The organism is Variovorax sp. 01N429, assembly GCF_056399425.1.
Genome location: NZ_JBFTRG010000005.1, coordinates 324,450 through 347,293, shown reverse-complemented (window position 1 = coordinate 347,293; position 22,844 = coordinate 324,450). Strand labels below are relative to the sequence as shown.

Below are 22,844 nucleotides of genomic sequence, written 5' to 3'. Positions count from 1 at the left end.
CGCCCTCCCGCGCGGCGAATCCCGCTGCAGTCTTTCTGTTTGGTTTACTGAACGAAGCCCATGCCGCGCGATTCACGCACTTCGGGCTTGATTCGATGCTCAGCGTCGAGCTGGTCGAGAAACTCGGCCGCTGAAAATTCGACCGCAAGGATATCCGTCTGACGTTTCACTGCCGCGAAATCGCCCGGGCAGAGTTGCTGAAGCTTCGCAAGGCGCGTCCTGATTTCGCTCGTCATGAGCATGGCGTCTCCAGCGAGCGCTTCGGTGATGAACATCTGCTCGCGCTGTTCGCTGGTCAGCGGCATGAACTTGATCTTGAAGGTGAAGCGCCGCAAGGCCGCCTGATCGAGTCGCTCCAGCAGGTTGGTGGTGCACACGAAGATGCCATCGAAGCGCTCCATGCCCTGCAGCATTTCGTTCACTTCGGTCACTTCGTAAGTGCGCTGGGCGCCCCGGCGGTCCTGCAGGAAGCTGTCGGCCTCGTCGAGCAGCAGGATGGCCTTTTCGGCTTCGGCTTCCTTGAACATCGCGGCCATGTTCTGCTCGGTCTCGCCGACGTACTTGCTCATCAAATCGCTGGCCTGCTTGATGATGAGCGGCCGGCCAATCGCTTTCGCAAGGTGTTCCGCCAAGGCGGTCTTGCCGGTGCCGGGCGCTCCGTAGAAGCAGAGCGTTCCGTGTCCACGCACCTTGAGCGCTTCGACGATGCGCGGGATCTCGAAACGGGTCTCGACGTTCAACATGTCGAGGTCATAGGTCGTGACGCTGCGTCGCGCACCCAGCCCGTCGAGCGTACCGAGCGCGAGGTCGGCGTTCTTCAACTGGCGCTCGATGAGGCGCTCGATCGAGTCGCCTTCGGTCATCGCCAGCTCGGCAAAACGCACGGCCGTCCGGATCTGCGCAGGCGTCAGGCCCTTGCGCGCCGCGAGCTTTGCCGTGAAGGTGTCTGACACCGAAACACCCTCTAGCGTCTTGCGCACCAATTGCTCGCGCGCGCCCGGCGGCGGTGACTTGAGTTCGAGGTGATAGGCAAAGCGGCGCCGAAAAGCCGGATCGATCTGTTCGATGCGATTGGTGACCCATAGCGTGGGCACGGCATTCGATTCGAGAATCTGATTCACCCACGCCTTGCCGCTGACGCTTCCGCTGGTCGGCGAAGGAATCTGCTCGGCGCGCGCCATGAGTTGCGCGGCCTCGGTGCTGATGGGCGGAAACACGTCTTCCACTTCGTCGAACAGCAACGCAGCCTGCTCGCTGCCCTTCAGGAACACTTGCGCGATCTGCAGCGAACGGTAGCGATCACGGCCCGACAGCGAATTGCCGTCGCGATCTGCGTATTCGACTTCGAAAAGCTCGAGCCCCGCTGCTCGCGCCACCACCTTGGCGAGTTCGGTCTTGCCGGTTCCGGGCGGGCCATAGAGCAGAACATTGACGCCCGGCTCCTTGCGCGCGACCGCGGCGCGCAGCAGCGTGACCAGCATCTGTGCATCGTCGTCGACGAAAGAGAAATCCTGGACAGTCAACGCGCTCTTGGCGGACGGCCGCGTGAACACCGCCATCAACTCGTTGCGATCGCGGTATTCGCGCATCAGCACGGGCGGGAGCTTTTCGCTGACCTTCATCAGGTCGGCGAGGTCGGTGATGTTGTGTTCCGAGATCAGGTTTTCGACCAGGCCGATGCGTTCGAGCCGGGAGCCTGCGCGCAGTGCTTCGCCGACATCGCTCGCGTTGACGCCGGCCACTTCGGCGATGGCCGCATAGGCTTCGGGCGCGTTGTTGACCTTGAACTCGACGAGCAACGATCGTAGGTCGCGCTGGTAACGCGCCAAGGTGCCGTACAGCAGCAGCGCGCGCTCGGCCTTGTTGAGTTGCAGCAGTCCGGCAAGTGCGTCGATGTTCTTCTCGACCAGCGTCGATTGCTTGCGCAATGCGTGTGTGAGCCAGTCGCGCGTCACCGACAGCACCGCCAGCAAGTCCTTGGGCTGGTCCTTGGCGTATTCGTCGAGGTAGAAGAACAGCGTGCCCTCCTCATAGGGACCACGCCAGACGCCGTGCCGCTCCAGCAGCGTCCGGCCATCGAAGTTCTCGACGTCTTTCCAGACCTCGTTGCCGGCGCAGCGGCGGCTCAGGAACTCCCGCAGCCGCAACAGCACCGGCGTCGGCCAGACCAGATGCCGACCGGTGAGCGACAGGAGACCATTGAGGTCGCGGCGAACGTTGAACCGCGGGCCCTGCTTGGCCGCCAGCGTCAGCACGAAATGCGAACACATGAGTTCAAGCACCGGCGCTTCCTTGAGTCCGGGCGATGGCAATGCATGGCCGCGGGAAGCCGCAGCCACTACATCGACGCCAGAACGCTTGACCATTCACCAACCTCCTACCGGGAGAAACCAATCTGGGAGCGACCATAGCGCAGAGTTTTGGCTTCGGGAAGCCTGCAAGCGGGTAAAAACCCGGATGTTGCGAATCCGTCCACAATGCTCGCAATGGTGGAAATCAAAGACATCGAACGTGCGGCAGCACGCCTGAGAGGACAAATACTCGAAACACCGTGCGTGGAATCACGCACGCTCTCTGAAATCGTCGGGGCGCAAGTTTTCCTGAAATTCGAAAACCTCCAGTTCTCGGCGTCCTTCAAGGAACGCGGCGCATGTAACAAGCTCGTCGACCTTTCAGAGGTCGGCACGCGTGGCGTGATCGCGATGTCGGCCGGAAACCACGCCCAAGGCGTGGCTTACCACGCGCAGCGCCTCGGCTTGCGGGCATTGATCGTCATGCCACGGTTCACGCCCGGCGTGAAGATCGAGCGGACTCGCGGTTTCGGTGCCGAGATCGTGCTCCACGGCGACACCCTCGACAGCGCACGCGCGCACGCCCTGGAGTTGGCCGAACGGGAAGGCCTGGCTTTCGTTCACCCGTATGACGACAACGCGATCATTGCGGGACAAGGCACGGTCGCGCTCGAAATGCTCGATGCGGTTCCGGATCTCGACACGCTGGTGGTGTCCGTCGGCGGCGGCGGATTGATTGCCGGCATGGCGGTTGCCGCACGCGCACGCAGACCGGACATCGAAATCGTCGGCGTGCAGACCACGCGCTTTCCAGCCATGGTCAATGCCGTGAAGGGCACCGCGCACCCGCAGGGCACCAACACCATCGCCGAAGGCATCGCGGTCGGAACGCCGGGAGCATTGACGCAAGAGATCATCGGCCGGCTGGTCGACGACCTGGTGCTGGTCGACGAGGGCGACATCGAGCAAGCGGTGCTGATGCTTCTCGAAATCGAGAAGACGCTGGTCGAAGGGGCTGGTGCCGCGGGTCTCGCGGCACTGATCAGGCATCCGGCCCGCTTCAAGGGCAAGCGGGTCGGGCTGGTGCTCTCGGGCGGGAACATCGATCCGCTGCTGCTGGCAGCGATCATCGAACGCGGGATGGTGCGGGCCGGACGGCTGGCGCGCGTGCGCGTCAGTGCGCGCGACATACCGGGCTCCCTGGCCCATATCACGGCCACTGTGGCGCAAGCGGGCGCCAACATCGACGAAGTGCACCATCAACGCGCGTTCACCATGCTTGCGGCCCAGAACGTAGACATCGAACTGGTGCTCCAGACGCGCGGGCGGGAACATCTTTCGAGCGTTCTCATTGCGCTGAGAGCTGCCGGATTCGAAGCTATCGAGCAGCACTGAGGCTCTGGCAACCCCCTAGACTGCGACCCGCCGGGCCGCCTCTAAAATGACTCTCAGTCCTGAGAACCCGAGGAATCCTGATGACCAACCCAACAACTCCCATTGAACCCGGCCATGCGGCCGCCGTCGAAAAAGACGCGGTCGAGTCGATCGTTCATCTGATGCCCCTCGTCCTGCCGATCGTCGGCGGAGTGCTGATGCTCCTTTTGGCATCCATCGCCATCTACATGGCTTGATTCGCCTCTAGCCGAATCAGGGGTCGGCATCGTCCGGCCCCATCTTGCGGTCCGTGCTGGCTGACACCCGGCCCCACTCTTCAGAGACTGAAACGTTTTTTCAAATGGATCTCGCCGTCCTCGGCGCCGAGTCCCCTTCGAAAAGACGATTTTCAACTTAGGAGATTTCGATGAACGCACCGCTGAAGGGACTCGCCATTCAGGCCCCCTCTTATGTCAAGCACGCCAGGCTGATCGCCTGGGTGGCAGAAATGGCCGCGTTGTGCAAGCCGGCCGCCGTCCACTGGTGCGACGGCAGCGCCGAGGAATATGACCGTCTCTGCCAACTCATGGTCGATGCCGGCACTTTCAAGAAGCTGAATCCCGCCAAGCGGCCGAACTCCTTTCTGGCAACTTCCGACCCGAGCGACGTCGCGCGAGTGGAAGACCGCACCTTCATCTGCTCCGCGAAAAAGGAAGACGCCGGCCCCACCAACAACTGGATGGCCCCTGACGAGATGCGCGCAACGCTCCAGCCGCTGTTCGACGGCTGCATGAAGGGCCGCACCATGTACGTCGTGCCCTTCAGCATGGGCCCCTTGGGCTCGCCCATCGCGCACATCGGCATCGAGTTGTCCGACAGCCCGTATGTGGCAGTCAACATGAAGATCATGACCCGCATGGGCAAGGCCGTGTACGACGTGCTGGGCGCCGAAGGCGACTTCGTGCCTTGCGTGCACACGGTCGGCGCGCCGCTCGAAGCCGGGCAAAAGGACGTCTCCTGGCCCTGCAACAAGACGAAGTACATCGTCCACTACCCTGAGACGCGCGAAATCTGGAGCTACGGCTCGGGCTACGGCGGCAACGCGTTGCTGGGCAAGAAGTGCTTTGCGCTGCGCATCGCATCGAACATGGGCCGCGACGAAGGCTGGCTCGCCGAGCACATGCTGATCCTGGGCGTCACGAGCCCCGAAGGCAAGAAGCGCCATGTGGCGGCCGCATTCCCCAGCGCCTGCGGCAAGACCAACTTTGCGATGCTCATCCCGCCAGCGGGCTTCGGAGGCTGGAAGGTCACCACCATCGGCGACGACATCGCCTGGATCAAGCCCGGCGCCGACGGCAAGCTCTATGCCATCAACCCCGAAGCGGGCTACTTCGGCGTGGCGCCGGGCACGAACATGCAGACCAATCCGAATTGCATGGCGAGCCTGGACCATGACGTGATCTTCACCAACGTCGCCTTGACCGACGACGGCGACGTCTGGTGGGAAGGCATGAGCGAGCCCCCCGCCCACGCGATCGATTGGCAAGGCAAGGACTGGACCCCGGCCATCGCCAAGGAAACGGGTGCAAAGGCGGCGCATCCGAATGCGCGCTTCACGGTGTCCGCCATCAACAACCCGGCGCTCGACGAAGCCTGGGACGATCCGAAGGGCGTGGCAATCGACGCCTTCATCTTCGGCGGCCGCCGTTCGACGACCGTTCCGCTCGTGACCGAAGCCCGCAACTGGGTGGAAGGCGTCTACATGGCAGCGACCATGGGCTCCGAAACGACCGCCGCAGCTGCCGGCCAGCAAGGCGTCGTCCGGCGCGATCCGTTCGCGATGCTGCCGTTTGCCGGCTACAACATGAGCGACTATTTCCAGCATTGGCTCGATCTCGGCAAGAAGCTCGAAGCTTCCGGCGCACGTCTGCCAAAGATCTACACCACGAACTGGTTCCGCAAGGGCGCTGACGGCAAGTTCGTGTGGCCAGGCTACGGCGAGAACATGCGGGTGCTGAAGTGGATGATCGATCGCATCGACCAAAAGGCCGAAGGCACCGAGCACGTCTTTGGCGTGAGCCCGCGCTATGAAGACCTCAACTGGACGGGCCTGGACTTCAGCGCCGAACAGTTCAACACCGTCACCAGTATCGACAAGGCGGCGTGGCAAGCTGAATTGAAGCTCCACGCAGAGCTTTTCCAGCAACTGGACCATCATCTTCCGAAGGAGTTGCCGGCAACGAAGGCCGCCATCGAGCAGCGTCTCGCTGCCTGAGCCTTCGCGTTCGGCCAAAGAAAAAGCCGCCTTTCGGCGGCTTTTTGCATGAGCGCGGTTCGACCAGATCAGTAGTAGCCGACGCTGCGCAGTGCATTCCGGAACGACGGCACGGCGTCCTCGGATCCGACTGCCGCGGTCGCGGTGCTGAATTGCGGCCGTTCCTGGCGCAAGGCAGCCACTTCGAGGTCGAGGAGGATACGGGTGTCGTACTTTGCATACGCCATGAATTCTTCATCGGCGCGTGCCGCTGCACGATGGCGCGCCACCTTGCGGGCGGCTGCAATCCCACGGACCGCCAGCGAACGGGCCGTGCCGGCGAAGAGGGCCATGCCCACGAAGGCCACACCCCAGAGCACCACCCAGGCGACGAGCAGGCCACCCTCTTCAGTGGTCGACATGAGCTTGTCGGCAACCACCAGCAGTGATGAAACGATGGCGGCCAGGAGCAAAGCGGCCAAGCCGCGCGAACTGTCGAAGCCGAGACGCGAGCGGCGAACGCGCTCGATCACAGCCTCTGCGCGAAGCACGCCGGGGTGGGTTGCAGGAGTATCTACGTGTACGAAGTGGGTCATGAGGTGCTCCAAAGGTGAACAAAATCGGAGGCGATGCGCTGATATTAGGGGTTACCCTAGTGTTTATCTAATTTATCTTTCTGATGTCTATCATTCAGCCTAATGATGGACATCAACTTCCGCACACTCGACCTCAACCTCCTTCGCGTGTTCGACGAAGTCATGGCGGAGCGCAATCTCACGCGCGCGGCGCGAAACCTCTCCATCACGCAGCCGGCGGTGAGCAACGCGCTCAGGCGATTGCGCGAGGTGCTCGGGGACGATCTCGTGCGACGCTCAGGCCCCGGCGTCGAGCCGACGCCGCGCGCCTTGGCGCTTTGGCCCACGGTGCGCGATGCGCTGCGGCAGCTTCAGCACACTCTTGCCCCTGGCGAGTTCGACGCAAGCGGCGCAAGCACGACTTTTCTTCTGGCGATGGCGGATGCGACGGCAGCCGAACTCATGCCAGGCCTGATCAAGATCGTTGAGACCGAAGCGCGCGCCGTTTCGCTGCGCGTGCTGCCTCTCACCACGCGCGATCCGCGCCGCATGCTCGAAAGCGAAGAGGTCGACGTTGCGATTGGCTACTTTCCGGCCGTGGTCGCCAGCTTGTCTGCGCGTGGTCAGTCGGGGGACGGCACGCCCTTCGAAACCCAACGGCTCTACGTGGGCGAATACGTTTGCGTGATGCGGCGCGATCACCCGCTGGCCGCTGCGCCCCTGACGCTCGACAGCTACTGCGCCGCCCGTCATCTGCTCGTCAGTTTTTCCGGACGCCCGCACGGCTTCATCGACCAGACGCTGGGTGCGCTCGGGCGCGAGCGGCGCATCGTGGTCACAGTCAACCAGTTTTTCACCGCGGGCCGCGTGGTCGCGAATTCTGATCTGCTGACCGTCATGCCGCGTCATTTCGTTCGTGTCACGGGAATCGACGACCAGCTCGTCTTGCGCGATCTGCCATTCGATCAGCCGCACGTGCATGTGGATGCGCTCTGGCATCGGCGCGCGCAGCATGCGCACGCGCACGAATGGCTACGGCAGGCGCTGCTGCGGTCGGCGAGCGCCGCGTTCGAAGGGTCGCCGCTGGGCAGGAGAGCAGGAAGGTAGGAGGCTGATCAGCGGATGACGCTGAGCCAGGCGCTGGCCGCAGCGCGCAGTTCCTGGGCATGATGCGCATCGAGGCCAGCGCGAACGTCGGCCGATTCCATCAGCGCGGTGGCCGGATTGGAGGTCACGGCATTGGAAGAGAAAAAGAAACTTGCCACTTGGGCGATCAAGCTGAACATGATGGTGCGCCGCTTTTGCGCGCGCTTGAAGTAACGATGGATTGAAGATTAAGGGTTTTCCCCAATGCTTCAAGTTGAACTTTATGCATGCAGCGCATGACCTCCTCATCTAGACTGCATTCATCATGAAGCTCCAGTTGCTCTCCGACCTGCACATCGAGGTGCATCCGCAACTTGAGATTGCGCCGGCCCCCGGTGCCGATCTGCTGGTACTTGCCGGCGACATTGGCTCTTACCAGTCAGGTTCGAGGCTGCTGGAACCGGACTTCGGACTGGGCCGCTTTTCGCCTCGCCACGGATGGCCGGTCCCGGTCCTGTACGTGCCGGGCAACCACGAATACGACAACGCCGACTTCGACGAGATCCACACGCGCTTGCGTGAGACTTGCGACGGACTCGATATTCAGTGGCTCGAGCGCGAAATCCTCGTCATTGACGAAGTCCGCTTTGTCGGCACCACGCTGTGGGCTGATTTCGATGCACTCGTGGAGCCGACGGACAGCATGGCCGAGGCTTTCAAGAAACGCGGCAAGGCGATGCGCGCAGCCAATTTCTATCTCGAGAAGGCAGGCACGCTCCGCGCTGGTGAACTCTTTCTTGCAGAACCTCTGAGAGAGCACTCACTGACGTGCCAGGCGTGGCTGCGAAATGCTTTGGCCGAGAACTTCGACGGCACCACGGTCGCGGTCACGCATTTCGCGCCGACGCTGGCGAGCGCCGATCCGCGTTATGGGCTGACGCCCGGCACGGCCGGCTTCTGCAACAGCCTGGACGAACTGCTGCCCTATGCCGAGCTCTGGCTGCACGGGCATCTGCATTGCCAGTTCGACTATGTGAAGGACGGCTGCCGCGTCGTCGCCAACCCGCTGGGCTATATGTCGAAGGGCGAGCAGGAGAACTTTCGGCCCGATCTCCTGATCGAGGTGCCGCGGCCTCGCGGGGGCGGCTGACGCGTCTTCAAGACGGCTGAACGCCCGCAGCATCCGCTTCTACCTCGAAGCGGGCCGTAGTCTCGAAAACCGAATCGGCCCGCACGGGATGTGGCGTCGCCCGAAACTCGCATTGCATGCGATCGGGCGTAACGTCGAACAGCGCGTGGCCGCGTTGATCGCCCCGCGCGTACGCGACGTCGGGATTGTCGCGGCGCATGCGCGCCATGGCGCCGACGCTGGCGCCCCGGGACGTTACCGAACCGCCGACGAATTCGCTGGCAACGACCGGCGATGCCCGGTTGTTGGAATGGACCCGGAGGTCCGCGGCCGCATGCCGATGCACGTCGCCACCCATCACGACCAAGTTGCGCACGCCCGCGTCGCTCGCGCCTTGAAGAAGACGGCGGCGCGCTTCGGGGTAGCCGTCCCAGCCATCCGTCCAGACCTTGCGGCCTTCGGCTGTATTGATGCCGGTGGCGCTCATCTGGGTCGACTGACCGAGCAGATTCCACTTGCGCGTCGAAGACGCCAAACCTTCGCTCAACCAACGCTCCTGCTTGGAGCCCAGCACGGTGCGCGCCGGATCGCCCAGTTCGGCGCATTCGATCAACGTGCGACCCACATCACGCTTCGGATCGGGACACGCGTGGTGGCTGCGGAACTGGCGGCAGTCCAGTGTCCATAGGCCCGCCAAGCGACCCCACGCATAGTGGTCATGAATGCGGACCGCGGCGCCCTGGGGCGGCAGCTCAAGCGGCATGTGTTCGAAATAGGCCTGGTAGGCAGCCGCGCGACGCCGCAGGAAGCGCGCTGGGGTGCTGTAGGCCGGATCGCGATCGTCTGCATAGTCGTTGACCACCTCGTGATCATCCCAAGTCACGATCCACGGATGCGCCGCATGCGCGGCTTGCAGATCGGCATCGCCCTTGTAGAGCGCATGGCGATCGCGGTATTCGTCCAGCGAGTGCGGCGTGCGCGTACCGTGCTTGCGGATGTCGTAGCTGGCGCCGCTGCCTTCGTAGATGTAGTCGCCCACGAACAGCACGAAGTCCAGCTCGCGTCCGGCGATCTCACGGTGCGCAATGAAGCGCCCCTGCTCGTAGTGCTGGCACGAAGCGAGCGCAAAGCGCATTCGGCGGACATCGGCATCTGCGGCAGGCGCCGTGCGCGTGTGGCCGATCGGGCTCACCGCGTTGCCGCAAGTGAACCGATACCAATAGTCGCGCTGCGGCTGCAAGCCCGGAACGACCGCATGAACACTCAGCGCGCGCGACAAGCCCGTTGTCACTTCACCGCGCGTCACCGGCCGCCGCAAGCTCTCGTCGGCAAAGATTTCGTACTGCACTGTGTGCGTGCGGACGGCGCCTGCATCTTCCGGCGCTGGCACGAGACGCGTCCAGATCACCACGCTGTGCGGCCGCGGCTGTCCGCTGGCGACACCGAGCGTGAATGGATTCGATGTCCAACGCGGCGTCTTCGGCCCCGCGCGCACTGGTGTGGCCCACTTCCCCAACGCGAGCCAGAGCGCAGCGCGGTTGAGGTCCCTCCGAGTGATGTTCATCGCCGCAATTGTCGCGGCCCCTATGATCGGCCCGCATCGGCAGCAAGGGGTACGCGTGCTCAACGGCTTGTGGCTTGGATTCTTCTTGACGGCAGCAGTGGCTGCGCTAGGTCGCTGGCTGATCGGCGGCGACGCCGGCGTGTTCGCAGCAATCGTCGAGAGCCTGTTCGCGATGGCGCGGCTGTCCGTCGAGGTGATGGTGCTTCTCTTCGGCACACTGACCTTGTGGCTCGGTTTCCTGCGCATTGCTGAAGCGGCTGGCATCGTGAATTTGCTCGCGCGGATGCTCGGGCCGCTCTTCCGGAGGCTGATGCCCGAAGTGCCGGCGGGGCATCCTGCGCTCGGCCTCATCACGCTCAACTTTGCCGCCAACGCGCTCGGCCTCGATAACGCGGCCACGCCGATCGGGTTGAAGGCGATGCGCGAATTGCAGGCGCTCAATCCCAGCACGACCACGGCGAGCAATGCGCAGATCCTGTTCCTCGTCCTCAACGCTTCATCGCTGACGCTGTTGCCGGTCACCATCTTCATGTACCGGGCCCAACAGGGGTCGGCCGATCCGACGCTGGTCTTTCTGCCGATCCTCCTCGCCACCAGCGCATCGACGCTGGTAGGACTGCTGTCGGTCGCGTTCATGCAGCGGCTGAAGCTATGGGATCCCGTGGTGCTCGCGTACCTGCTTCCTGGCGCATTGCTGCTCGGGGGGTTCATGGCGCTGCTTTCGACCTTGTCCTCGGCAGCGCTGGCTTCGCTCTCTTCGCTGCTCGGCAACCTCACGTTGTTTGGGCTGATCGTCGCCTTCCTGCTGGCGGGTGCGTTGCGACGCGTGAAGGTCTATGAATGCTTCGTCGAAGGCGCAAAGGAGGGCTTCGACGTCGCGAAGAATCTGCTTCCCTACCTGGTTGCCATGCTCTGCGCCATCGGCGCGCTGCGTGCCTCGGGCGCACTCGACCTCGCGCTGGAGAGCATCCGCTGGCTCGTGGCGCGAGCGGGTTGGGACACGCGCTTCGTCGATGCATTGCCGACCGCGCTCGTGAAGCCTTTCTCGGGCAGCGCGGCGCGCGCGATGCTGATCGAGACAATGAAGAGCCAGGGAGTAGACAGCTTCGCAGCGCGGGTTGCCGCCGTGATCCAGGGCAGCACGGAGACGACGTTCTACGTGCTCGCGGTGTACTTCGGCGCGGTCGGCATCCAGCGCGCGCGCCATGCGGTGGGCTGCGCGTTGCTGGCCGAACTGGCGGGAGTCATCGCTGCGATCGGCGTCGGCTACTGGTTCTTCGGCTGATCAACCTCCCCCGATGCTCGCGCCGGTTTTTTCGTGGGCTGCTGTGGAATCGGCTTCGCCGCGCCACCGGCAGCGCCCCCGGTAGGGGGTGGGCGGCTACACGAAGTGAGCCAACCTGGGGGCGAGTCAAGATGCCAGAATAGCCTTCCACTTTGCCGCTTCTTCGTGACTGCTCCCGCCCAGGCACAACCGCCTTCTTTCTCGACCGACGAATTTCGCGCCGCGCTCGGCATGTTCGCCACCGGTGTCACGATCGTCACCGCGCGCTCTGCCGAAGGAGCGCTGGTCGGGCTCACCGCCAACTCGTTCAACTCGGTGTCGCTCGATCCGCCGCTGGTGCTGTGGAGCCTCGCGCGCAGCGCCGCTTCGATGGCGGCGCTCAGCACCGGATCGCACTATGCGATCAACATCCTCTCGTCCAGCCAGAAGATCCTGGCAGAGCGCTTCGCAACGAAGGATGTCGACCGTTGGGCAGACGTTGCCTTCATCGAAGGCGTGGGCGGCGCGCCGGTGTTGCTCGGCGCGGCAGCCAGTTTCGAGTGCTTCAATCGCAGCCGCTATGACGAAGGCGACCATGTGATCTTCGTCGGCGAGGTCGAGCGCTGCGCGCACAGCCCGGGCGCATCTCCATTGCTGTTCCATGGTGGGCGCTTCTACACCGAGCATCCGCTTTGAATCCGGGCCGCCGCTCACGTTGGCTGACAGCGGCCGTCGTACTCGCGAGTGCGGCGGCGCAGGCGGCGCACGGTGCAGATGGCGGGGAGCGCAGCAATTTCTTCGACGACCCTTTTTTCCAGGTGTCATCAGGCCTCGCGGACTGCCCGGCGCCGCTCGGGCCGCTCTATTCCGCAGCTGAAGCACGAGAACAGATGCACAGCCGGCTCGAGCGAGGCACAAGCTGCTGGCTCGCGGGCCGCTGCAAGGACAGCAATGCCTACCTCTACGACAAGGCCATCGCGCCTGAAGTGCGCAAGGCCTTGACCGCAGTGCCCGGCCTGCGCCGCAGCAGCGTGTGGGTCACAGTTCAGCGCCGATGGGTCTATCTGCAGGGCTGTGTCCCGACGCGCGAAATGGCGCAACGCCTGGAAAGCGCAGCACGCAAGGTCAATGAGGTGGAAACCGTGGTGCCGGACCTCATGGTCGGCACCCGCGGCAAGCCACCTTACCCACCAAGAAAAACGAATCCATGATCGAACGCAAGGACCATCTCGACACTCGCGCCACCGCGCTCCTGCTTGCCTGCTGCGCATTCTGGGGACTGCAGCAGATCCTCATCAAGACGACCGTGACCGAAGTGCCGCCGCTGTGGCAGGCATCGATCCGCATGACCGGCGCAGTCGTGCTGCTGTGGCTCTGGTGCCAATGGCGTGGCGTTTCGCTGTTCGAGCGCGACGGAACGTTGCCGGGCGGCCTGCTCGCCGGCGCGCTGTTCGCAGGCGAATTCACCTGCATCTACCTCGGCCTGCAACTCACCAGCGCATCGAGGCTCACGGTGTTCCTGTACACCGCGCCATTTGTCGTCGCGGTGTTGCTCCCACGCTTTGTGCCCGCCGAGCGGCTGCGCGGCGCGCAGTGGATCGGACTCGCCATTGCATTCGCCGGCGTGGTGTTCGCTTTCAGCGAGAGCTTCGGCCATAGCACCTCGGGTCAGTTGCGCGGTGACGCACTCGCCCTCCTGGCCGGCGTCCTGTGGGGTCTCACGACCCTGGCGATCCGGACAACCCGGCTGTCGACGGCCAGCGCCGAAAAAACGCTCTTCTATCAAATCACCGTCACCGCGGCGCTCTCTCCGGTGCTGTCTCTGCTGCTGGGCGAACATTGGGGGTTCGCGTATTCGAACTACGCATGGCTCTCAATCGGTCTGCAGACCGTGATCGGCGCATTCGCCAGCTATCTCGCATGGATGTGGATGTTGCGGCACTACCCTGCGACGCGGATTTCGTCCTTCACTTTTCTCACGCCGCTGCTTGCGCTGGTCTTCGGCGTGGTGATTCTTTCGGAGCCGCTCACGCTGCAACTGGTGCTCGCGCTCACCGGCGTGGCGCTGGGGATCGTGCTCGTGAACAGACGCGGCGTGAAGGCTTGAGTATTCAACACGGGCGATCTCGTCTACGCTTGGCGCATGCTCACGTCCATGCCGCTTCTCGCCCCGCTCCTCCTCTTCATCCACATTCTTGCCGTGGCCTTCTGGGTGGGCGGCATGGCGCTCATGCACTTCGCAGTGCGGCCAGCGGCTGTTGCAAAGCTCGATCCGCCGCTGCGCCTGCCCTTCATGACGGACGTGCTCGCTCGCTTCTTCGCGGGCGTCTGGGCGGCCATCATCGTGTTGCTCGCGTCCGGCCTCGGGCTCATCTGGCGGGCCGGCGGCTTCGCGAACGTCCGCTGGAACGTGCATCTCATGTTCGGCCTGGGGCTTTTCATGATGGCGATCTACCTGCACATCCGCTTCGCCCCCTATCCTCGACTGAAGCGCGCGGTCGCGGGGCGCGAATGGCCCGTGGCAGCGGCTTCGCTCGACCTCATCCGCAAGCTGGTACGTATCAACCTGCTGCTCGGCGTGGTCGTGATCGCGCTGGCGGTGGTGGGCCGGGCGGTCTGACGCTCCGAGCTACCGCTGGGCGAATTGCATGAGGATTTTCAGCACCGTGGCCGTTGCACCATCGAGCGCCGGCCGCTGCCGATGCGCGATGCCCAGGTGGCGCGTGAGCTTCGGGCTCAATGCAAGCGCCTGCACCCGCGGATCGGCATTCGCCTCGGCGCTCGGATTGGCCGGCAGCACCGCAGCGCCGTAGCCGGCCGCGACGAGGCTGTGCATGGCCGCGTCATAGTTCAGCTCGATGCGCGGGCGCGGCGATTCACCCGCCGCGGCAAACCACTGCATCGTGAGGTGATACATGTGCGTGGTGGCATCGTTGAAGATCAATGGCCGCTGTGCAAGCCACTCTGGCGTTGCGCGTTTCGGCGGACCCCACTTGCGCGGCACGAAGGCCATCATCGGCTGACTGCGCCAGCGCGTGACGACGAGCTCGCGCACCGGCGGCTGCGGCACCGCCACCAGGCCGATGTCGAGCGTGCCCATGGCAAGGCGCGCCATGGCGTCGTTCGAACCGAGGATGACCACCTCGACATCGATCCCGGCATTGCTTGCCTCCAATGCTTCCAGTACCTGCGGGAGCAGATCGACCACCACGCCAGTGGACGTGCCCAGTCTCACCCGCCCGGTTCGCCCCTCGGCCTGGCGCCGTACCGCATCGACGGCATCGTCTGCGTCACGCAGCAAACGCCGTGCGCGCTCGACCAGGGCTGCGCCCGCGGGCGTGGGGGTCACACGACGGTTGCCGCGCACCACCAGCCGTGCACCAAGGCGCGCTTCGAGCTCGCTGATATGGAGGCTTACCGTCGGCTGCGCCAGATGCAGCGCCTTTGCGGCGGCGGAAAAGGTGCCCAGATCGGTGATCGACACCAGCGTGCGGAGTTGGTCGAGGTTGAGTTGTCTCATCAGGAAAGCTGATCATAGGCCTTGGAATTCTCAACTTCCACAATTCTGCATGGACTCGCAAGATGGCATTTCCATCCAAGGAGCCACTCATGCCGCAGTCAAAGCCCGCCCTCTTCGCCGCCTTCATTGACCTGCTCCGCAACGCCCGGCGGGAGAGGCAAGATCGAGGTTTGTTGCGCTCGATGTCGGAGCGCGAGTTGCATGACCTGGGCGTCGGCCGCAGCGAGATTCCGGCGCTGCTTCAGAAGCACTCGCCGCTCAGCGATGCATCGGCGCCGTGGAGCAGGACACGCAGGCATGCGCCGTATGCTGCGGATGCGCGGCAAGCAATGCTGCGGTAACCCCATTGGTCCAGCCGAAGCCGTCTTGCAGCGGATATTCGCCGCCGTGCCCGCCCTTGGTGTCTTCATGCTCGACGCGGCGCAGCGCGTATTTCTCGACCAGCTTGCCCTCGCGCTCGTAGAGCGCCGCGACCGTCGCAAGCCAGCGCTTGGCAATGCTGCGCGAAAGATCCTCATGGCCGTACGCGGCCAGGCCCTGCACCGCGATCCATTGCAGCCCGGCCCAGCCATTGGGCTGGTCCCATTGCTGGTCGCTGGCGCATTCAGTCGTTGAAAAGCCTCCACGCGCCAGCAGCCGGCGCGAGACGGTGTCGCCCATCGCCTGCCCTTGTGCAGGCTCTGCGGCGCCGACGAACAACGGGGTGACGCAAGCTGCGGTCAGACAGGAGCGCCGTTCGTCCTGGCGCCAGTCATAGTCGAAATAAGCCTTTTGAGCCGGGTCCCAGAAATAGTGGTTGATCGCCGCCTTGCGCGCTTCGGCAAGCTCGGCGAATGACTGCTGCGCCGCGGCGTCGCCCGCCTCGCCTGACAACGCGGCAATCATCGATTCGAGCTTGTAGAGAAAGGCGTTCAGGTCCACTGGCAGGATCTCGGTCGTGCAGATGGTCGCAAGCGATGCGGACGTGCCCGCACGCACGTTCAAGCGGCCCTGCGGGTTCGCGTGCGCTGGCGGCGGTGAACGCAGCCAGCGCGTGCTGAAGTCCCAACCCGACTCGCAGGCGGCGCGAATGTCGCGAAAGAGCTCGGCCGGGTTGCGCTTGCACGACTGCGCGGTCGTCATGTCTTCGAGCCACGACTCCTCGCGCGGCGTATCGCGTTCGTCCCAGTAGCGGTTGAGCATCGCGCCGTCCGCCATGCGCACGACGCGGCGCGCGACCTGCCCTCCCGCCAGGCCATCGCTCCCATTCATCCAAAACGCATGTTCCTGGCGAAGCTGCGGCAGGAAGTCGACTGCGCGCGCTGCGCCCCGTTGCTGGGCCAGTTCGACCATGAGTGCGAACACGGGCGGCTGCGAGCGGCTCAGGTAGTAGATGCGATTGCCGTTCGGCACATGGCCATAGGTATCGATCAGATAGGCGAAGTTCTCCAGCATGTCGCGCATGAGCCGCGCGTGGCCCTCGTCGCCTTCGCAGTTCAGCCCGAGCAGCGTGAAATACGAATCCCAGTAGTAGAGCTCCCGAAAGCGCCCGCCCGGAACGATGTAGGAATGCGGAAGCTGCAAGAGCGAAGACCGCGGTGGATGCGACTTCGGGTGCCGCGTCAGGACGGGCCAGAGATCTGCGATGTGCGCGCCGATGGGCTGCCCCGGCACGGAGGTGTAGTTGGACGGCGCCTGCTCGATGACGTCGAAATGCGCATGCACGAAGGCCACCAGGTCGAAGCCCGCCTTTGGGGACTGCGCCCGGTATGCGGCAAGGATGTCCGCCGGCTCCATGCGTGGCGCACAGTCGACGAAGGTCTTGCTGTCGGCGAAGACATGGCCCTTCTGGACCGCCACGAAGAGCTCCTGATAGCGGTCCGCCGGCGTCAGCGTGTCCGGTGCGGGCGCGGCAGCCGCGCGCGTCGCGCGCTGCGTGCCGGCCGTGCCCGCCTGGCTCACACCACGCCTGCCTCGCGCAACGCGGCGCGGCGTGCTTCGTCGAGGCCCATTTCGGCCAGCACCTCATCTGTGTGTTGCCCCAATGCGGGCGGCGCATTGCGCAGCACCGGCGGCGTGCGCTGCAGACGCAGCGGGCTCGCGACGCCGACGATGCGGTCGATGCCATCGCCCGCATCGCGCGGCAGGCTCACGGCAAGCCCGCGCGCCTTGACTTGATCGTCTTCGAAAGCCTGTGCGATGTCGTTGATCGGCCCGCAGGGCACGGCCTTGTCTTCGAGCAGCGATATCCATTCGGCCGTGGTGCGCGTGCGCGTGACGGCTTCCATCTGGGGGATCAGCACTTCGCGATGCTTGACGCGCAGCGTGTTGGTGGCAAAGCGCGGATCGCTGGCCCAATCGGCGTGCCCGGCGGCCTCGCAGAAGCGGGAGAACTGGCCGTTGTTGCCGATCGCCAGCAGCATCGAGCCGTCTTTGGTGCGGAAGTCCTGGTAGGGCGCCAGGCTCGGATGGCTGTTGCCCTGGCGCTGCGGCGCCACGCCGGTGTTGAGGAAGGCGCTCGCCTGGTTGGCGAGGATCGCCATGCCGACGTCCAGCAGCGCCATGTCGATGTGCTGGCCCTCGCCGGTGCGATGCCGCACTTCCAGCGCGGCCAGGATCGCCGTGCTCGCATAGACGCCCGTGAAGAGATCGGTGAGCGCCACACCCACGCGCAAAGGGCCACCGCCGGGCACATCGTCGGGACGCCCGGTGATGCTCATCATGCCGCTGGTCGCCTGGATCATCAGGTCGTAGCCCGCGCGCGAGGCGTGCGGACCGTCGTGGCCGAACCCCGTCACGCTGCAATAGATGAGCCTCGGATTGGCCGCGCGCAGGCTTTCATGGTCGAGCCCGTATTGCTTGAGCCCGCCGGTCTTGAAGTTCTCGACCACGATGTCGCTCTGAGCCGCCATCTGCCTGAGCAGCGCCTGGCCTTCGGGCGTCGCCATGTCGATGGTGACGGAGCGCTTGTTGCGGTTGCAGGCGGTGAAGTAGGTCGCCTGGTTGGTGTCCCTGCCTTCAGCGTCCTTCAGGAACGGCGGCCCCCAGGCGCGCGTGTCGTCGCCGACACCGGGGCGTTCGATCTTGATGACGTCCGCACCCAGGTCCGCGAGGATCTGCGTGCACCACGGACCCGCGAGCACGCGGGAGAGGTCCAGGACCTTGAGGCCCGCGAGGGCGCCTTGCGCGGCAGCGGCGGCTGACATCAGTTCGCGAAAGCTGCGATGCCCGTCTGGGCGCGACCGAGGATCAGCGCGTGGATGTCGTGCGTGCCTTCGTAGGTGTTCACCACTTCGAGGTTCACCAGATGCCGCGCCACGCCGAACTCATCGCTGATGCCGTTGCCGCCCATCATGTCGCGCGCCAGCCGCGCGATGTCGAGCGCCTTGCCGCACGAATTGCGTTTGAGGAGCGAGGTGACCTCCACGGACGCGGTGCCCTCGTCCTTCATGCGACCGAGGCGCAGGCAGCCTTGCAGACCCAGCGTGATTTCGGTCTGCATGTCGGCCAGCTTCTTCTGGATGAGCTGGTTGGCGGCGAGGGGACGGCCGAATTGCTTGCGTTCGAGCGTGTAGGTGCGCGCGCGATGCCAGCAATCTTCGGCAGCGCCGAGAGCCCCCCACGAGATGCCATAGCGGGCGCTATTGAGGCAGGTGAAAGGCCCCTTCAGTCCCTGCACTTCGGGAAAGGCGTTTTCTTCAGGGCAGAACACGTTGTCCATGACGATTTCGCCGGTGATGGAGGCGCGCAGGCCGACCTTGCCGTGGATGGCCGGAGCGCTGAGGCCCTTGGCGCCCTTCTCGAGCACGAAGCCGCGGATCGGACCGACGGCGCCACTTTCGCTGACTTCCTTGGCCCACACCACGAAAACATCGGCGATCGGGCTGTTGCTGATCCACATCTTGGCGCCGCTGAGCGAATAGCCGCCCGGCACCTTCTTGGCGCGCGTGACCATGCTGCCGGGATCGGAGCCATGGTCGGGCTCGGTGAGACCGAAGCAGCCAATCCACTCGCCGGTCGCGAGCTTGGGCAGGTATTTCTGCTTTTGCGCTTCGGTGCCGAATTCGTTGATGGGCACCATCACGAGCGAGCTCTGCACGCTCGCCATCGACCGGAAGCCAGAGTCGACGCGCTCGACTTCGCGGGCGATCAGGCCATAGCAGACATAGTTCAGGCCGGGGCCGCCGTACTGCTCGGGAATGGTCGGGCCCAGCAGCCCGAGCGCACCCATCTCGCGGAAGATCGCCGGATCGGTTTCCCCGTTGCGGAAGCCTTCGAGCACGCGCGGTGCGAGGCGCTCCTGGCAGTAAGCATTGGCGGCATCGCGCACCATGCGCTCTTCGTCCGTGAGCTGTTGATCGAGCAGGAGCGGATCGTCCCAGTGAAATGCGGCGTGCTTGGCCATGTGTGTCTCCGAAGATGAAGTGCTGAAGTTGGGTGCCATCGTAAGCGCGGGGCAACGCGAGCGCAAACGACGTTTTGACACCGAGTTATGCGCTTTGCGCACTTCAAAGCACAATACATCGCCGCCGATTCATTGACCGCGTGACGGCGGCGCCTCTCGAACTATGTAGCCTTCGCATACCATGCGCCGCAAGATCCCCTCGACCCAAGCCTTGATCTGCTTCGAGGCCGCCGCCCGCCACGAAAGCTATACGCGCGCCGCGCAGGAGTTGGCGCTGACGCAGAGCGCCGTGTCTCGCCAGATCACCGCACTGGAAGAGTTCCTCGGGATGGCGCTGTTCCGCCGCACGCGCCATGGCGTCGCGCTCACCCCGGCGGGTGCCGACTATGCGCGCCAGATCGCCCGCCAGCTCGACACCATGGAGCGCGACACGCTCGATGCCATGGCGCGGCAGGGGCAAGGCGGCTCGCTTCAGCTCGCAGCCGTGCCGACCTTCGCGACACGGTGGTTGATCCCGCGGCTGCCAGACTTTGCGGCGAAGCATCCCGACATCACCGTGCATATCGAAACGCGCACGCGGCCTTTTCTGTTCAACGACACGCCCTTCGATGCGGCGATCTATGCGGGCACCGCTTCGCAGACAGCCAACTGGGCCGGTACGCAATCGACCGTGCTGCTCAACGAGGACGTGGTTCCCGTGTGCAGCCCCGCATTGCTCACCGGGCGCAAGCCGCTGTCGCCGCTCGCGGTGGCGCGCATGCCCTTGCTTCAGCAGAGCACGCGTCCTGAGGGCTGGCGCCAATGGTTCGATGCGCAGAACGTGGACGCGCCGCGTGCCCACAGCGGCCCGCGCTATGAACTGTTCTCGATGCTGGCGATCGCCGCGGCGCATGGCTTGGGCGTGGCCCTGATCCCGAGCATGCTGATCGAAGCCGAACTGGCGCGGGGCGAGCTCGTCGTCGCGTGCGACCGGCCGCTGCGTGGCGAGCGCAGCTATTTCCTGGTGATGCCCGCGACGCAGGACGAGCGGCCCGCACTGAGGCTTTTTCGCGCCTGGCTGCTCGAAGAGGCGGGTGCCGTGGCGTCGAACCGACTCGCCGGCGCACCGTAGGAGCGTCCCCACAGCACGACGCGTTCGACGATGGCATTGCCGCTTGCCCCTGCACGGCGTATCGTGTGGGCATCATGAAGGAGCACCCCATGCCTTCACGAAGAGGTCTTGGACGCGCAGAGACAGCCGGTATCCAGCAGATGCCGATGAGCGCGCTGGGCTTTCCAGAAGCGGAAGCTCCGCTGTCGGACGGCGAGATGTGCGAGCGCGCAGTGCGCGCCATCTGGCACCGGCTGGATGAGCATGAGCTCGTGGACGAGCATGTTCGGGCCGATCTGGCGGCAATCCTCGAGCCGCTGACCTCTCTCGGATTCGGGGATCGCCCGCAGCGGCTGATCAACACGCTGAGGCTGCCGGACCCCATCGATGCGGCGCAGCTCTATTGGCTCACTCGCCGGCTGCTGACGCTCGTGCCCGAACTGCAAGCCGCAGCCGCAGCGTTTTCCAAGTCACACAGCGAACCGCCGTCGCGTCTCACCTGACCCTTCAGCGGTGGTCGTGATCGCCGTTGCCATCGCCGTCGCGGTCGCCATTGCGCCGGCCGCCGTGGTCCCTGTCATCCTCACGCACTGCGACACACGCGAAGTTGGCGGCATCCTCGATGCTCCCGTGTCCCACATAGCGCGCTTGCGCAGGGTATGCGCAGATCGGCCGCGTGCGTCCCGGCCACGGCGTGTCCGCGGGCGCGGTGCCCACAAGAGAAGCCGGCCCACTTCCGTGCTCGACCCAGTTGACCAAGGCACTGAACGCGTCGAACTGCGACGTGGCATAGCCGCCGCCGCAATGATTCATTCCCGGCACGACGAACAGACGCGCAAATTGCTGTGTCGCGCGCACACCGCCAACGCGCTCCATCAAGTCCTGGTACCAACCGATGTGGTACTTCGACGAGAAGACGGGGTCCGCCTGGCCGCTGTAGACGATGAGCTTGCTGCCGCCCGAGCGGAAGCGGCGATAGTCGGTCGAGCTGGTGCCCATGAAGTCCATGGCCGACTGCGAGAAGATGCCGCTGCGAGCGTAGATCTTCGGAGCGTCGACATCCATGCTGTAGCCGAGCAGCCAAGGCATGAAAGCGTCATTGAGTCCCGGCAGGCCGGGCGCGGGACCCGCCGTCGTGACGACCGTGCCCGGATGACCGGGCGTCCCCGCCGTCTGGGAATTGGGCGGCGTGGTGAAAACGAAGGGCAGTGCCGAGCCGCCCAAGGTGGTGTTGAGCGACGTATTGCCCGGGCCAGGAAAGAGCGGCCCGATCTTCCAGATGCGCCAGCCGGCCGCAGCAATGCCCGGATCCCAGAACCAGCCAGCGTAGAGCGCTCGGCCTTTCGAGTTCCTGGCACCGCCGAAGACGTCTTTCAAGGCCGCGACCTGATTGGCCGACAACATGCCCGAGCCCTGGGGCCCCAGCGTCTGCGGGTCGAAGCGGCAGGCTTGGGGGTTCGTCACCATGCCGTCGACGAGACCGTCCTTCCCGTCGCATTCCTTCAGGATCGCGTCGCCGATCGCGCTCAACTCCGCAGGCGTGAACGAAGTGGCGAGGTCGGGATTGCCGAATGGCGTCAACGCACGCGCGGCCTTGGCGAAAGCTTGCGTGTCCCAAGCCTCCGCGACCGCGGCCTTGGGCAGATCGATGCCGGGATTGCCGGCGATGATGCCGTCGAAGATGTCGGGATAGCGCTGCGAGAACATCAAGCCCTCGCGGCCGCCTTCGGAGCAACCTTCGAAGTACGAATACCTGATCCTCTGCCGGTAGTAGGCGCGGGTGATGGCCTTGGCCGCCTGCGCCACCCGGCCAGGTCCCTCGTAGCCATAGTCGAGGCGCGCCTGCGGATCGAATCCGAATTCGGCGTTGCCGGCGATTGCCGAGATGTTCAGCGCGGCATCGTGCCCACTGTCGGTGGACACCACGGCATACCCTTGCGCGAGTTGCGGCGAATCGGCCCCACCGACGCTGCCGTCGAGCCCGCCGCCGCCCGAGTAGTAGAAGCGCTCGCTCCAGGCGGTCGGCATGCGCAGATGGAACTTGACCGCGTAGGTCTGGCCGTCGGCGCCTGTGTGCTGGCCGATGGTGCCGAGGATCTCGCAGTGCTCGGGCAAGGTCGACGTCGGCGGGTTGAGCACGGCGCTGGTGATGGTCGCGCCCTCGATGGACTGGTTGAGCAAGGCATTGCACGCGATGGGCGTTGCCGCATGACCGGATGCCGCCGCTCCGAGCAGGAGCAAGGCAAAGGGCGCCGGGAGTCGATCCTTGAGCTTCATCCACGTCTCCTGTTGTAGTGCTGGAGCAAAGCGCGC

The 22,844-nt window shown here is 64.7% G+C and carries 22 protein-coding genes; 13 read left to right on the top strand and 9 right to left on the bottom strand.

Annotation, left to right across the window (positions count from 1 at the left end; all coding sequences use genetic code 11):
• Positions 1-44 precede the first annotated feature (44 nt).
• Complete coding sequence (locus AC1DSF_RS12130; RefSeq protein ID WP_478182886.1) at positions 45-2,366, bottom strand: ATP-binding protein; 2,322 nt, start codon at positions 2,364-2,366, stop codon at positions 45-47.
• A gap of 120 nt (positions 2,367-2,486) precedes the next feature.
• Between AC1DSF_RS12130 and AC1DSF_RS12125 the strand changes: the two genes are divergently transcribed.
• From AC1DSF_RS12125 to AC1DSF_RS12115, 3 genes are all read left to right on the top strand, one after another.
• Complete coding sequence (locus tag AC1DSF_RS12125; protein WP_478182885.1) at positions 2,487-3,686, top strand: threonine ammonia-lyase; 1,200 nt, start codon at positions 2,487-2,489, stop codon at positions 3,684-3,686.
• Positions 3,687-3,766: 80 nt separating this feature from the next.
• Positions 3,767-3,922: a hypothetical protein gene (locus AC1DSF_RS12120; protein WP_478128451.1), complete on the top strand. Its 156-nt coding sequence runs from the start codon at positions 3,767-3,769 to the stop codon at positions 3,920-3,922.
• A 170-nt stretch (positions 3,923-4,092) separates the two neighbouring features.
• The gene (locus tag AC1DSF_RS12115; protein WP_478182884.1) at positions 4,093-5,940 is read left to right on the top strand and encodes a phosphoenolpyruvate carboxykinase (GTP); all 1,848 of its coding nucleotides are present in this window, start codon (positions 4,093-4,095) and stop codon (positions 5,938-5,940) included.
• A 68-nt stretch (positions 5,941-6,008) separates the two neighbouring features.
• Here the strand turns inward: AC1DSF_RS12115 and AC1DSF_RS12110 are convergent, their stop codons facing one another.
• The gene (locus AC1DSF_RS12110; protein ID WP_478182883.1) at positions 6,009-6,515 is read right to left on the bottom strand and encodes a hypothetical protein; all 507 of its coding nucleotides are present in this window, start codon (positions 6,513-6,515) and stop codon (positions 6,009-6,011) included.
• A gap of 105 nt (positions 6,516-6,620) precedes the next feature.
• On the opposite strand from AC1DSF_RS12110, the gene AC1DSF_RS12105 reads away from it, so the two are divergent.
• A complete protein-coding gene (locus tag AC1DSF_RS12105; RefSeq protein ID WP_478128454.1) occupies positions 6,621-7,601 on the top strand; it encodes a LysR family transcriptional regulator in 981 nt (326 codons plus the stop codon).
• A gap of 8 nt (positions 7,602-7,609) precedes the next feature.
• Here the strand turns inward: AC1DSF_RS12105 and AC1DSF_RS12100 are convergent, their stop codons facing one another.
• Positions 7,610-7,780, bottom strand: coding sequence for a hypothetical protein (locus tag AC1DSF_RS12100; protein ID WP_478128455.1), 171 nt, complete (start codon positions 7,778-7,780; stop codon positions 7,610-7,612).
• Positions 7,781-7,905: 125 nt separating this feature from the next.
• Between AC1DSF_RS12100 and AC1DSF_RS12095 the strand changes: the two genes are divergently transcribed.
• On the top strand, positions 7,906-8,730 hold the full coding sequence (locus AC1DSF_RS12095; RefSeq protein WP_478128456.1) for a metallophosphoesterase: 825 nt from the start codon (positions 7,906-7,908) through the stop codon (positions 8,728-8,730).
• A 7-nt stretch (positions 8,731-8,737) separates the two neighbouring features.
• Here AC1DSF_RS12095 and AC1DSF_RS12090 read toward each other — a convergent pair whose 3' ends face one another.
• Complete coding sequence (locus AC1DSF_RS12090) at positions 8,738-10,273, bottom strand: alkaline phosphatase D family protein (protein WP_478128457.1); 1,536 nt, start codon at positions 10,271-10,273, stop codon at positions 8,738-8,740.
• A gap of 55 nt (positions 10,274-10,328) precedes the next feature.
• On the opposite strand from AC1DSF_RS12090, the gene AC1DSF_RS12085 reads away from it, so the two are divergent.
• From AC1DSF_RS12085 to AC1DSF_RS12065, 5 genes are all read left to right on the top strand, one after another.
• Positions 10,329-11,558, top strand: coding sequence for a nucleoside recognition domain-containing protein (locus AC1DSF_RS12085; protein WP_478128500.1), 1,230 nt, complete (start codon positions 10,329-10,331; stop codon positions 11,556-11,558).
• A gap of 231 nt (positions 11,559-11,789) precedes the next feature.
• Positions 11,790-12,233: a flavin reductase family protein gene (locus AC1DSF_RS12080; protein ID WP_478128501.1), complete on the top strand. Its 444-nt coding sequence runs from the start codon at positions 11,790-11,792 to the stop codon at positions 12,231-12,233.
• A complete protein-coding gene (locus tag AC1DSF_RS12075) occupies positions 12,230-12,748 on the top strand; it encodes a BON domain-containing protein (protein WP_478128458.1) in 519 nt (172 codons plus the stop codon). The genes AC1DSF_RS12080 and AC1DSF_RS12075 overlap by 4 nt, the downstream gene beginning before the upstream one ends.
• Positions 12,745-13,644 (top strand): DMT family transporter, encoded by a 900-nt coding sequence (locus AC1DSF_RS12070; protein ID WP_478128459.1) that lies wholly within the window; start codon positions 12,745-12,747, stop codon positions 13,642-13,644. Before AC1DSF_RS12075 ends, AC1DSF_RS12070 begins: the two co-directional genes overlap by 4 nt.
• 48 nt (positions 13,645-13,692) lie before the next feature.
• A complete protein-coding gene (locus AC1DSF_RS12065; protein ID WP_478128460.1) occupies positions 13,693-14,157 on the top strand; it encodes a CopD family protein in 465 nt (154 codons plus the stop codon).
• Positions 14,158-14,166: 9 nt separating this feature from the next.
• Here the strand turns inward: AC1DSF_RS12065 and AC1DSF_RS12060 are convergent, their stop codons facing one another.
• The gene (locus AC1DSF_RS12060; RefSeq protein ID WP_478128461.1) at positions 14,167-15,057 is read right to left on the bottom strand and encodes a LysR family transcriptional regulator; all 891 of its coding nucleotides are present in this window, start codon (positions 15,055-15,057) and stop codon (positions 14,167-14,169) included.
• Between the two features lie 62 nt (positions 15,058-15,119).
• Here AC1DSF_RS12060 and AC1DSF_RS12055 point away from each other — a divergent pair, with 62 nt between their 5' ends.
• Positions 15,120-15,398: a DUF1127 domain-containing protein gene (locus AC1DSF_RS12055; protein WP_478182882.1), complete on the top strand. Its 279-nt coding sequence runs from the start codon at positions 15,120-15,122 to the stop codon at positions 15,396-15,398.
• Here AC1DSF_RS12055 and treF read toward each other — a convergent pair.
• From treF to AC1DSF_RS12040, 3 genes are read right to left on the bottom strand one after another with little or no spacing between them, the layout of a single operon-like run.
• Positions 15,316-16,998: an alpha,alpha-trehalase TreF gene (gene treF, locus AC1DSF_RS12050; RefSeq protein ID WP_478128463.1), complete on the bottom strand. Its 1,683-nt coding sequence runs from the start codon at positions 16,996-16,998 to the stop codon at positions 15,316-15,318. The genes AC1DSF_RS12055 and treF overlap by 83 nt on opposite strands.
• Positions 16,995-18,242: a CaiB/BaiF CoA transferase family protein gene (locus tag AC1DSF_RS12045; protein WP_478128464.1), complete on the bottom strand. Its 1,248-nt coding sequence runs from the start codon at positions 18,240-18,242 to the stop codon at positions 16,995-16,997. Before AC1DSF_RS12045 ends, treF begins: the two co-directional genes overlap by 4 nt.
• Positions 18,242-19,441 carry an acyl-CoA dehydrogenase gene (locus AC1DSF_RS12040; RefSeq protein ID WP_478128465.1) on the bottom strand — a complete coding sequence of 400 codons (1,200 nt, stop codon included), beginning with the start codon at positions 19,439-19,441 and terminating at the stop codon, positions 18,242-18,244. Before AC1DSF_RS12040 ends, AC1DSF_RS12045 begins: the two co-directional genes overlap by 1 nt.
• 181 nt (positions 19,442-19,622) lie before the next feature.
• On the opposite strand from AC1DSF_RS12040, the gene AC1DSF_RS12035 reads away from it, so the two are divergent.
• Both AC1DSF_RS12035 and AC1DSF_RS12030 read left to right on the top strand, forming a co-directional pair.
• A complete protein-coding gene (locus AC1DSF_RS12035; RefSeq protein ID WP_478128466.1) occupies positions 19,623-20,552 on the top strand; it encodes a LysR substrate-binding domain-containing protein in 930 nt (309 codons plus the stop codon).
• Between the two features lie 89 nt (positions 20,553-20,641).
• Positions 20,642-21,034 carry a hypothetical protein gene (locus tag AC1DSF_RS12030; protein ID WP_478128467.1) on the top strand — a complete coding sequence of 131 codons (393 nt, stop codon included), beginning with the start codon at positions 20,642-20,644 and terminating at the stop codon, positions 21,032-21,034.
• Positions 21,035-21,038: 4 nt separating this feature from the next.
• Here AC1DSF_RS12030 and AC1DSF_RS12025 read toward each other — a convergent pair whose 3' ends face one another.
• Positions 21,039-22,808 carry a tannase/feruloyl esterase family alpha/beta hydrolase gene (locus tag AC1DSF_RS12025; RefSeq protein WP_478128468.1) on the bottom strand — a complete coding sequence of 590 codons (1,770 nt, stop codon included), beginning with the start codon at positions 22,806-22,808 and terminating at the stop codon, positions 21,039-21,041.
• Positions 22,809-22,844 lie beyond the last annotated feature (36 nt).